Annotated in this window: 11 protein-coding genes; 10 read left to right on the top strand and 1 reads right to left on the bottom strand. The window is 45.1% G+C overall.

Features of this window, described 5'->3' with window-relative positions:
- Positions 1–58 precede the first annotated feature (58 nt).
- Positions 59–799, top strand: a complete 741-nt coding sequence (locus ACMN7X_RS12350) for a M15 family metallopeptidase (RefSeq protein ID WP_418747769.1) — start codon at positions 59–61, stop codon at positions 797–799.
- A gap of 16 nt (positions 800–815) precedes the next feature.
- Here ACMN7X_RS12350 and aroC read toward each other — a convergent pair whose 3' ends face one another.
- Positions 816–1922 carry a chorismate synthase gene (gene aroC / locus ACMN7X_RS12345; protein ID WP_418747768.1) on the bottom strand — a complete coding sequence of 369 codons (1107 nt, stop codon included), beginning with the start codon at positions 1920–1922 and terminating at the stop codon, positions 816–818.
- A gap of 302 nt (positions 1923–2224) precedes the next feature.
- On the opposite strand from aroC, the gene ACMN7X_RS12340 reads away from it, so the two are divergent.
- The 9 genes from ACMN7X_RS12340 (at position 2225) to ACMN7X_RS12300 (ending at position 11354) form a co-directional block, all read left to right on the top strand.
- Complete coding sequence (locus ACMN7X_RS12340) at positions 2225–2446, top strand: HPr family phosphocarrier protein (RefSeq protein ID WP_418747767.1); 222 nt, start codon at positions 2225–2227, stop codon at positions 2444–2446.
- A 333-nt stretch (positions 2447–2779) separates the two neighbouring features.
- Complete coding sequence (gene tgt / locus ACMN7X_RS12335; RefSeq protein ID WP_418747766.1) at positions 2780–3916, top strand: tRNA guanosine(34) transglycosylase Tgt; 1137 nt, start codon at positions 2780–2782, stop codon at positions 3914–3916.
- Between the two features lie 18 nt (positions 3917–3934).
- Positions 3935–4225, top strand: coding sequence for a preprotein translocase subunit YajC (gene yajC, locus ACMN7X_RS12330; RefSeq protein WP_418747765.1), 291 nt, complete (start codon positions 3935–3937; stop codon positions 4223–4225).
- 198 nt (positions 4226–4423) lie between these two features.
- Positions 4424–5122 (top strand): ABC transporter ATP-binding protein, encoded by a 699-nt coding sequence (locus ACMN7X_RS12325; protein WP_418747764.1) that lies wholly within the window; start codon positions 4424–4426, stop codon positions 5120–5122.
- 11 nt (positions 5123–5133) lie between these two features.
- The gene (locus ACMN7X_RS12320; protein ID WP_418747763.1) at positions 5134–7452 is read left to right on the top strand and encodes an ABC transporter permease; all 2319 of its coding nucleotides are present in this window, start codon (positions 5134–5136) and stop codon (positions 7450–7452) included.
- Positions 7453–7474: 22 nt separating this feature from the next.
- Positions 7475–9520: a hypothetical protein gene (locus tag ACMN7X_RS12315; RefSeq protein WP_418747762.1), complete on the top strand. Its 2046-nt coding sequence runs from the start codon at positions 7475–7477 to the stop codon at positions 9518–9520.
- A gap of 239 nt (positions 9521–9759) precedes the next feature.
- The gene (locus tag ACMN7X_RS12310; RefSeq protein WP_418747761.1) at positions 9760–10122 is read left to right on the top strand and encodes a hypothetical protein; all 363 of its coding nucleotides are present in this window, start codon (positions 9760–9762) and stop codon (positions 10120–10122) included.
- 223 nt (positions 10123–10345) lie between these two features.
- Positions 10346–10909 carry a hypothetical protein gene (locus tag ACMN7X_RS12305; RefSeq protein ID WP_418747760.1) on the top strand — a complete coding sequence of 188 codons (564 nt, stop codon included), beginning with the start codon at positions 10346–10348 and terminating at the stop codon, positions 10907–10909.
- 49 nt (positions 10910–10958) lie between these two features.
- Positions 10959–11354 carry an iron chaperone gene (locus ACMN7X_RS12300; protein WP_418747759.1) on the top strand — a complete coding sequence of 132 codons (396 nt, stop codon included), beginning with the start codon at positions 10959–10961 and terminating at the stop codon, positions 11352–11354.
- Positions 11355–12022: the final 668 nt, after the last annotated feature.

The following is a 12022-nucleotide window of genomic DNA, read 5'->3' as shown; positions in this document are numbered from 1 at the left end:
GCAGTTTTTATGTTTTCTCATTTTACACTGTCTCTATTAAAAGAAAGATGGTGAGGAAATGAGAAGAAAAAAAATAAACAGATTGCATATTTTGGGCAGATATATCCTGTGGGTAGTGATGCTGTCGGTTGTCATCATGGCGGCTTTTATTATTGGACATGTTTCTGCTCAGAGGTCGGGAAAAGGAGAAACATCCGGCGCTTCAGGGCGGACAAATGTTTCGGAGGATGTGCTTTTGACACTGGTCAATGGGGACCATCCAATGCCGGAGGACTGGCAGTATGAATTGGTCGAACTGAATAACGGACAGAGTATTGACAGCCGTGCTTATCCGGATCTGCAGGAAATGATGGATGATGCCCGGGCGGAAGGTCTTGAGCCTTATATCTGTTCCTCCTGGCGGAGCTATGAAACTCAGGAACAGCTCTTTAAAGATGAAACTGCAAACTATGTCAAACAGGGGTATTCAAAGAGTGAAGCGGAAATTCAGGCGGCCCGGTGGGTGGCTGTGCCGGGAACAAGTGAGCATGAACTTGGCCTGGCGCTGGACATCGTGTCTGTGGAAAATCAGCGGTTGGAAGAGGCGCAGGAGGATACGCCGACACAGCGGTGGCTGATGGCGCATTGTTATGAATATGGTTTTATTCCCCGTTATCCAAAGGATAAGGAAGAGATTACAGGCATCAGTTATGAGCCGTGGCACTATCGCTATGTGGGCCGGGAAAATGCCGAGGCCATTCGGAATTCGGGACTGTGTCTGGAGGAATATGTATCCCGGGCGGAATCAGAGAAAAACTGATTCCGCCTTTGGCTGTTTATTCAAGAGTTTTATAAAATTTCAGGATCCGATCCATTCGGGATGTCATATTGGCGAGCAAAGCATCCATAACGGTAATTGCCGCCATGGCTTCGACGACAACAACAGCCCTCGGAACGATTACCGGGTCATGCCTGCCCTTGATCTGAATTTCAATATCTTCATCCGAATTATTCACGGTTTTCTGAGATTGGAAGATCGAAGGAGTTGGTTTGACGGCAACGCGGAGATGAACCGGCGAGCCATCGCTCATGCCGCCGAGGGTACCGCCGGAGTGATTTGTCTTTTTTGCCACGCGGCCGTTTTCCATATAGAAAGCGTCATTATTTTGAGAACCATAGGCAAACGCCGCACGGAAACCGTCACCGATCTCCACCCCCTTCACAGCGCCGATGGACATCATTGCCTTGGCAAGATTGGCATCCAGCTTTTCAAAAACCGTTTCGCCCAAGCCGACAGGAAGGCCGGTGATCTCGCAGTCAATCGTGCCTCCGATAGAATCTCTGGCAGCCATCATTTCTTTGAGCAGGGCTTCTGCTTTGGCGGCGGCCTCTCTATCCGGCATATTTAACGGATTTTTATAGATTTCGGAGAAATCTTTGGCCGTTTCATCAATGCTGACGGGGCCGATACTCCGGGTGTAGGCCTGAAGTTTTATGCCGAGGCTGTTTAAAAATTTGGAAGCAATGGCTCCGGCGGCTACTCTGGCGACAGTTTCACGGGCGGAGGAGCGTCCGCCGCCGCGGTAATCGCGGAAACCGTATTTCTGCTCAAAAGTATAGTCGGCATGTCCCGGACGGTAGTATTTGGCAATCTCCGAATAATCGGAAGAACGGGCCGATGTATTCCAAACGAGCATGGAAATCGGTGTCCCGGTTGTTTTTCCCTCAAAGATGCCGGAGAGAATTTCTACCTTATCTGCTTCATTTCTCGGTGTGGCATAGGGAGACTGGCCCGGCTTGCGGCGATTTAAAAAGATTTGAATATCTTCTTCCGAGAGAGGCAGGCCGGCCGGGCAGCCGTCCACCACGACACCGACAGCCCTTCCATGGGATTCTCCCCAGGTTGTTATCTTAAATATATTTCCAATGCTGGAACCAAACATAATATTTTCACCTCTGAATTTATTTTATGTATCATTATAACGAATTTATAGCGAGTATGCAAACAATTATTGTGATATTCGTGAGGTATTATGAAAAAAAGTACCGGATGTATGATTATTCATCTAAAAAAAATGCCTATTAGAACAATGGGGTTTTAACTTAATGCCTAAAAAAGACAGAATTTGTCCATGAAAAGGCGGTTTTGACAAATAATGGATTTCATGGTAAAACAATTAAAACGTAACTCGGCGATGCCATATAGGAAATGCCATCGGAGTTATTTCGTTTGGAGGTGTAATTTATGAAGACCCAGATTAAATTACAGGACATTAACGGAGCAAAGGAATTCGTTCGTGCTGCTGTAAAGTGTGATTTCGACATTGATGTATACTATAATCGGATCGCGTTGGATGCAAAATCGGTCTTAGGTATTCTCAGTCTGGATCCGAGACATCCGATTACTGTTGATTTTGACGGTGAAAATGCTGGCTTGAATGAAGTACTTGAAAAATATGCTATCTAAAATTATTTAGATATAACCAACTTGCGGAGCGGACATCATTGCGGACCTGAATAACGGACTTGCGAGGCGGACATCATGGATAACTTGAATTGCGGACATCATTGCGGACTTGCGAAGCGAACCTGAATTTATGAGATCAAGCAGAATATTTATGAAGAAACGGAGCTGTTTTGCCGGGAAATTGCCGGCAGGGCGGCTCTTTTCTTTTGCGATGGGATGAACGAAAAAATCCGGTTAAAAAAATTAAAATTTAGCTGTTGCGAAAAAATCCGGTTAAAGGTATACTGGTAGTGTTAGTCTGAAATTTGAAAGTCAGCGGATAAGGGGGACTTTATGTATAAATTATTGACGACAGATGGAAGAGCCAAGCGGGGCGAATTTACCACAGTCCATGGGACGATTCAAACGCCGGTATTTATGAACGTGGGAACGGCGGCGGCGATTAAAGGCGCGGTGGCCACGACGGATCTGCAGCAGATTAAGACCCAGGTGGAATTATCGAATACTTATCATCTGCATCTGCGCCCGGGGGATACGGTGGTAAAAAAACTGGGAGGTCTCCATAAATTTATGAATTGGGACAAGCCGATTTTGACCGATTCGGGCGGGTTTCAGGTATTTTCCCTGACAAGTCTGAGAAAGATTAAAGAAGAGGGCGTTTATTTCAATTCCCATATTGACGGCCATAAGATTTTTATGGGCCCGGAGCAGAGTATGCAGATTCAGTCCAATCTGGCGTCCACGATTGCCATGGCTTTCGATGAATGTGCGCCGTCTCTGGCCGACAGGGAATATATACAAAATTCGGTGGACCGCACGACTCGGTGGCTTCACCGGTGCAAAGCGGAAATGCAGCGATTGAACAGTCTGCCGGATACGATTAATTCAAAACAGATGCTTTTTGGCATTAATCAGGGCGGAACCTTTGCGGACATTCGTGTGGAGCATGCCAAACGGATTTCTGAGCTGGATCTGGACGGTTATGCCGTGGGCGGTCTGGCCGTTGGCGAGACCCATGAAGAGATGTATTATATTCTTGAGGAAACGGTGCCGTACCTGCCGAAGGAGAAACCAACCTATCTTATGGGTGTGGGTACTCCGGCCAATATCCTGGAGGGCGTCGACAGGGGTGTGGACTTCTTTGACTGCGTTTATCCGTCGAGAAACGGCCGTCACGGCCATGTTTATACGAATCATGGCAAAATGAATCTTTTCAATGCCAAGTATGAGCTGGATGAACGTCCAATTGAAGAAGGCTGCGGTTGTCCGGCCTGTCAGAATTACAGCAGGGCTTATATCCGTCATCTTTTAAAAGCAAAAGAAATGCTCGGAATGCGTCTTTGCGTCTTGCACAATTTGTATTTTTATAATACAATGATGGAAGAGATTCGAGCGGCTATCGAGGAACATCGATATGCGTCTTATAAAAAAGCGAAGCTGGAAGGCTTTGAGATGAAAGAAGAAAATTAATTTAGGAGGAATCGTTTTATGGAAGGTAGTTACTGGATTTGGGTGATCGGCTTATTAGCCGTTTATGGAGTTGTTTTATACTTTTTATCCATTCGTCCACAGAAAAAGCAGGAAAAGAAAATGCAGGCTATGCTGGATGCCCTGGAGGTTGGCGACAGCATTGAGACCAGCGGCGGACTGTTCGGTGTTGTTATTGATGTCAGCGGGGATATCCTGATCGTAGAATTCGGTGGAGACAGACATTGTCGGATTCCGATGCGGAAAACCGCGGTTGTAAGTATTGAAAAAGCAAATAGTACAGAGGAATAAAAAATTATTTACCGGTCTTCCAAAAGCCAGACAAAAAAGCTGGCGGTTGGGAGACCGGTATTTTTATGACAAAATAGATTTTTTATTTGATGTTATTGAATAAATTTATCAACTAAAACTGTCTTTTTTACCTCAAATGTGGTATGCTAGATATGGGTTTGTCAAAACTAACCGAAGCGGTCAATGAGAGGTAGAAAAATGTTTTTGGAGATTCATGATTTAAAAAAGAGTTACGGTGAAGAATCCAACCGGGTGGATGTTTTGAAGGGCATAAATTTTTCTGTGGAAAAAGGAGAGATCTGTGTTCTTTTGGGGCCTTCCGGTTCCGGAAAATCAACGCTGCTGAACATTATCGGCGGTATCGACAGTGCCGACGGCGGAGATATATGGATTAATGGCGAGCGGACGGCGGATATGAAGGAAAAGGGATTGACTTTATACCGGAGAAAGCATTTGGGATATATTTTTCAGATGTATAATCTCATCCCAAATCTGACAGTCCGGGAGAATATCGAAGTGGGCGCTTATTTAAGCGAGAGCCCTTTAAATGTGGATGAACTTTTACATACGCTTGGCCTGTATGAGCATCGGCATAAAATACCGAATCAGCTTTCCGGAGGACAGCAGCAGCGGACGGCCATCGGCCGGGCGGTTGTGAAGAACCCGGATATTTTATTGTGCGACGAGCCGACGGGCGCTTTGGATTATCAGACTTCCAAAGAAATATTGAAGTTGATAGAGACGGTCAATCAGAAGTATGGGAATACGGTGATCATGGTGACCCATAACGACGCCATTAAGGGCATGGCGGACCGGGTTGTTCATCTGAGAGATGGGAATATCCGCAAAAATTATCGGAACGGACAGCGTATTCCGGCAGCGGAACTGGAATGGTAGGGAGGCGTCCTATGAAAAATCCTTTAAGAAAACGGCTGCTGCGGGAATTGAAAAGTGAACTCGGAAAATATCTGGTTATTTTTCTTCTGCTTGTCGGAACGATCGGATTTGTTTCCGGTTTTCTGGTGGCCGATGGGAGTATGATCCGGGCTTATAATGAAGGTTTTGAAAAATATAACATTGAGGATGGCAATTTCAGGCTGGCGGATAAGGCCAATAAGGCTCTGAAGAAAACGATTCAGTCCTTTGGCGTGACATTGTTTGATAATTTTTATGCCGAGGAAGCGTTGAAGAATGGCAGTACGCTTCGGATTTTCAAGAATCGGGAAGAAGTGAATAGGGTATGCCTTATGGAAGGCGCTCTGCCGGAAAATACCGGAGAAATTGCCATTGACCGTATGTATGCGGATAATAATAAAATTCAGGTGGGAGATATTCTGGAAAGTGAAAATCGCTCCTGGACAGTGACAGGGTTGGTTGCCCTTTCCGATTACAGCTGCCTCTTTTCGAATAATAATGATTCGATGTTTGATTCAGTGAAATTCGGAGTTTCCGTAGTCACAGGGGAAGAATTTGATGCCTTTGATGAGGAAAAATTGAATTACAGCTATTCGTGGAAATACGATAATCCGCCTGCGGATGAAGCGGAAGAAAAGCAGATGTCCGAGGATTTAATGAAGCGGATCAGCAGCGAGGCGTCGCTGGAAGCTTTTGTGCCCTGCTATCTGAATCAGGCGATTCAGTTTACGGGGGAGGACATGGGCAGCGACAGGGCAATGATGGTTGCTCTGTTGTATATTGTTATCGTGATCATGGCCTTTGTTTTTGGAATCACCATCAGCAATACCATTAATAAAGAGGCGAATGTCATCGGAACATTGAGGGCTTCGGGCTATACGCGGGGCGAACTCATTCGGCATTATATGGCGATGCCGCTGCTTGTCACGGCAGTGGGCGCTGTAGTCGGCAATATTCTCGGCTATACGGTGTTTAAAGATGTCTGCGTGTCCATGTATTATGGCAGCTACAGTCTGCCGACCTATGAAACGATATGGAGCGGCGAAGCGTTTTTGATGACGACAGTTATTCCTGTGCTGTTGATGATTATTATTAACTATGTTGTTTTAAGATATAAAATGACCTTGTCTCCTTTGAAATTCCTGCGGCGGGATCTGAGCAGGAGAAAACAGAAGCGGGCATTGCGGCTCAGCACAAAAATGGGATTTTTCCGAAGATTTCGCCTGCGGATTATTTTCCAGAATTTAAATAATTATGTGATCCTATTTATCGGCGTGCTCTTTGCCAATCTGCTGCTCATGTTCGGCCTTGTGTTTCCGGCAGTGCTGGACCATTATCAGGAAGAAATGGAGAACAATCTTCTGTGTAATTATCAATATATTCTTCAGGTTCCATTGGATGCTGTGGATGAAGAGCATAAGTTAAAAAGCCTGTTGTCCATGATGCAGTTTGCGCGGGATGTGGAGACGGAAAATGAGGAGGCCGAAAAGTTCAGCGCTTATTCTCTGAATACGCTGGATGGTGTGTATAAAAGTGAATCTATCATGCTTTACGGTATTAAAAATGAAAGCCGGTATGTCCCGGTGGATGTATCGGGAGAGCAGGTATATATATCCTCGGCCTATTCGGAAAAATACGGTGTTGTTCCGGGAGACAGGATACAGCTAAAAGAAGCTTATGAAGATACAATGTATGAGTTTACGGTGGCAGATATTTATGATTATGAAGGAGCCCTGGCCGTGTTTATGGGGCAGTCGCTTTTGAATGAGACCTTTGGAATGGATAAGGATTATTTCAGCGGCTATTTTTCTGATACGGAGATCACTGATATTGACAGCCGGTATATCGGCTCAGTCATTGACCTGGAAGCGCTGACGAAAATTTCACGCCAGTTGGATGTGTCTATGGGAAGTATGATGCTTTTAGTGGATGGATTTGCCATTGTTATCTTTATGGTTTTGATTTATCTGCTGTCGAAGATCATTATCGAAAAAAATGCCCAGTCCATTTCTATGGTGAAGATTCTCGGATATTCGGATGGGGAAATCAGCCGGCTGTATATCGTTTCGACAACGATTGTCGTTATTTTATTCCTGCTGATCAGTCTGCCGATCGAATATCAGGTGATGGTGTTTTTATTCCGGGTGATTATGATGAGCAGCATTTCAGGGTGGATTCCTCTCTATGTGGATTCGGTGATCTATGTGAAAATGTTCCTCATAGGCCTTGGAACTTATCTGGCGGTGGCTTTGTTGGAGCATCGGAAGATACGCAGGGTGCCTATGGATGAGGCGCTGAAAAATGTTGAATGAAAATAATTGTGGAGGTAGGAAGATGAAGAGAGCAGCGGCGTTGCTTTTAATCGGAGTTTTGATTCTGGGGCAGCCTTTTTCGGCAATGGGCGTACAGGCGCAGGAGGCGGCGGAGAAAAGTCAGACCCGGGATAACGCTGAGGACAGCCGGGAGGATAAAACGGAAACCGTCTATGTCAAGGCGGATGCGGAGGGAAATGTTCAGGAAATTTCGGTGGAGACGGTTCTCAAAAACAGAAATAACGGGGAAAGTCTTCCGGATTATTCGAAGCTCAGCGATATTAAAAATATGGAGGGTGATGAGGAATTTACCCAAAATGAGGATGGAAGCATATTATGGGAAAACCACGGGGAGGACATTTCCTATAAGGGAAAAAGCAGCGAAAGTCTTCCGGTATCTGTGAAGGTAAGCTATTATCTGGATGGTGAAGCAATAACGCCGGATGCTCTGGCCGGAAAGAGCGGAACGGTTCGAATCCGGTTTGACTATGAAAATCATACGTCGCAGCGGGTGACTGTCAATGGCCGGAACATGGAGGTGCAGACGCCCTTTGTCCTTATGTCAATGCTGTTTTTGCCGTCGGATACATTTTCAAATATTCGGGTGACCAATGGCAAGGTGATGACCGGCGGCGATGATCAGATCGTCATCGGCTACACGAGCCCGGGACTGTCCGACAGCCTGAAGCTGGAAAGCTATGGGCCGACGGAGGATGTCTCTGTGCCGGATTATGTGGAGGTTACGGCAGATGTCTCAGAATTTGAATTGGGATTCACCGCCACTGTGGTGACACCGGGATTTTTTGCGGATATGGATACAGAAAATCTGGAGGATGGGGATGAACTAATTTCGGATATGGGGAAACTCACGGATGCTTCAGGCCAGCTTGTCAGCGGGACTTCCGGTTATCTGACAGGTATAAAAACATTTCAAGCTTATATGGGTGAGTACGTAAAGGGCGTTGGGGCTGTCTCGGAAGGCTCAGACACACTGGCTTCCGGGCTGGCTGTTTTGAATGAGAACAAAGAGGCTGTGCAGGACGGAGCGGAGACTTTGCAAAGCGGACTTGAAAATTTGAATGGTGCGTTGGCGCAGATCACTGTGCCGTCCTTTGAGGGAATGGATGACACAGCCTTTGCAGAAGCGGCAGAGACTCTGGCGGCGGACGGAGAACAGCTTGCCGTATGTTTAGCCTCGGCGCAGGAGAGCATTGTTCAGATGCAGACCTTTATGAAAAATGTGTCTGCTTATGCGGAAACCGTTCAAAATAATGTTTCGGCGGCCCGGAATGAACTGGCATCGGCGAAGCCGGGAGATGTGGAAGCTGCGGCGGATGCCATGGCGAAGGAGCAGGCCGGCAGCGCGGTGGATGCCGCCCTTGCCGCCATTCCGGAGGATAAGCTTTCAGCGGAGGAAAAAAATGCCATTCGCGATGCGGTAGTTAATGGGATAAATATAAGCGGGATTTCCTCAGGGGCAGAGAATCATATCCTGGCAGCGGAAACACAACTTGCGGCAATCCCTGATTTTGAAGCGTCGGAACTGTCTCTCGATGTCAGCACGATTGAAACCCTTGTCGGCGATATGTCGGCAAACCTGGAAATTCTTCAATCCTATTCGGAATCCCTTTCCGGTATCGGAGATACATTTTCAGAGATGGGAAGTCTGCTGGAAACACTGAAATCCAGTGTCTCCCAGTTGGAGAGCGGAAGCAGACAGCTCACCGAAGGAATCATCGCCTTTAACGACGGCGTTTCCAAACTTTATGAGGGGGCATCTGCCCTGAATACCGGCGTCTCCGAACTGACAACCGCGGGAGAAACCTTAAATGACGGCGTTGAAACATTAGTTCAGGGCGCCGGGGCATTAAACGACGGAGTAACGGCCTTTGATGAAGAGGGCGTTCAGAGCCTTGACGATTTGGCCGGAGGCGACCTTGAAAACCTCCTGACACGGATCCGGGCTTTAAAAGAAGCGGACAGCCGCTACAATAACTTCGGCGGAATCCGGGAAGATCAGACCGGCAGTGTGAAATTCATTATTGAGACGGCGGAGATTGAGAAATAGTTTTGCAGATGGATGTGATTTGGTGTTTGGGCAAATTCATTTTGTCGATAAATAAACATGTTTCTATACTGCATTTCGACAGGTTCTTCAAGCGAGTTATGTTAATTTTTTATTGTAAGATAAGAGAAATCATGATACATTGAATGAGGAAAAGTATTGAAGAACGAAAAAAATGAAAAACTTGTACGCAAGTCGTTGAAAAGCTGACACTGCTCGAACGTTTCCTTTTTGATACGGACATGAGTGATTCGGAAATCTGCCGGAATATCCTTTCAATTATATTTGGGAACAAAGAAGTGCTGCCAATCCGGATTGGCATTGCCGAGAAAACAGAGGAACCTTATTACGCTTCCCGGGCGGTCCGGATGGATCTGCTGGCTGTCGATGAGAATGAAGTGATCTATGATGCGGAGGCCCAGAAGGAGAATAAGGGAAAACGATTCCTGCTGAGGCGCAGCCGATTGTACCAGTCGGCCATTGATGTAAATCTTATGGAACCGGGAAAATTCGATTTTGGAAATATGAATGATGTCTATGTGATTTTCATTGCACCCTTTGATTTGCTTGGGAAGGACAAATATACCTTATCGTGCGCAGCTTGATGGAGCACGCCCATGCGAAGCATCTGACATGCGGGGGCACGAATGGGTATCGTTATACCTTCCGCATGATTTGTGATGAAGTCTCGGGGCTGTCAATGGATGATGGGGCAGTGAGAATTTTTCTGAACACACATGGAAAGAATGATGACGAAATGTCGCTGGGCCCTGTTGAATTTCTTTACATTGATAAACAGAGCGGCAAATCAGCTTTAGAGGGGTAGAAATGAGTTTTGCAGATGATTTAAGGAAATATGATAGACAAAAAGAAGCACAGAAAAAAGCAGATTATGATGCACAAAATCAAGCAAAGGAATTGATTTCGGCAATTATGTCAGCTTGCCATACTGCAAGCCATAATGGAAACAGATGTATTTCGGGTTATGTCCGTAGGTATACGGATGACGGATATTCAGAGACTGAATTTGTTAATTCGCTCCCAACAGTAAAAAGTTATGAAGAGCTATCCAGGAAATTTAATAAGGAACGTCATTATTACACAGGTGGGAGAGATTCGGTTAGCCCTGGAAAAGGGGAGATAAGGCTGTATGAAGGGTATATCATTGCACAGGATAATGTAAATTTTATAAAACTGGTAAGGGATAAATTAGCAGTAGAAATCAGAAAACTAGGTTTCACAAAATTTAGTGTTAAGATTCAGAAATTGCAAGATATTTATGTTGTGATAAGTAGAACTGCGGGCTTTTTTTCTCAAAAGGTAACTGAGACTGTAAGCGAACGGGTAAGCCAACACGTTCTTTATACGATAAAAATAGACATAGAATGGTAAATTCTAGTTGAAGAACTGGAGAAATCGCCATTTAGAGAGGAAACAGTATATGTGGGTATGTCCAAAATGCGGGAGAAAATTTGAAAAGACAAATCAAGGGCATTATTGCGGAGAAGCACCAAAAACTGTATTAGAATATATAGAAGCTCAATCTTTAGAAGCACATTCCCATTTAAAAAATATGGTAGCCATAATCCGAGATAGTGTTCCAGATGCAAATGAGCGTATATCATGGAGTATGCCATTTTATGAAAAGGCAGGGAAATCGGTTTCGTTTTCTGCCTGCAAAAATCATATTAGCCTTTATGTGGGCATTGACGCTATTGAAAAATTTGCATCTGAGTTAAATGGATTTAGCACTAAGAAAAACGCTATCTATCTCCCTTATAACAAAATGTTGCCATCAAAATTGATTGAGGATATTATAAAATGGTGCTTAATGTAATCCGCTAACTTCCAGTTTGTCGAACGGAGAAGATATACTCATTCGGTCATTCCGTATGTCAGATGCTTCGCATGGCCGTGCTCCGACAGGCTTCGCACGATAAGGTATACCCAGTAATCAAGATGCAGAGTCAGTGAAGTGTGAGAAAATGCACATTTCATTGGCTCTTTCCTTATACCCAAATCCAATGGTGTACTCATATTTCCGAGAAAGGCTGCAGGCGGAGATTGAGAAAGGAAGATTGAGAAATAATATGTGTTATCTTGACATTTAGAGACTTTTAGGCTATGATTAAAACAAATCCGAGTATGTACTCCATGATAAACACAGTGAACCGCCGCGGAGGTCCATTCCGCGGCGGTTCTTTTTGGTTAGCTGTCTTTAAAGTTTCGGTCTAACCATTTACGGATGTAGTATCCGGCTACATTCGCCGTAACCGAAACTATGAATCCCATTATGTACTCCAAACAAAACACCTCCTTCCTACTGGAAAGAGTCGACAGCAATTTTATTATACATCAGTGTAAATATTCAGTCTACTTAAAGCGTGGAGCCGTCGCATCAATGGTTTTATAAATCATAGATGCGGCGGCATCTTTATGTGTATTTTCGGTACTATATGGTGGATAACTTCAGGATTTTTGATGAAAAAGCGCACTTTCACAAAC

It is taken from the genome of Frisingicoccus sp. (genome assembly GCF_048388605.1).
Lineage (GTDB): Bacteria > Bacillota > Clostridia > Lachnospirales > Lachnospiraceae > Frisingicoccus.
Note: the sequence above shows the minus strand (reverse complement) of the source record. Positions and strands in the feature narration are given on the sequence as shown.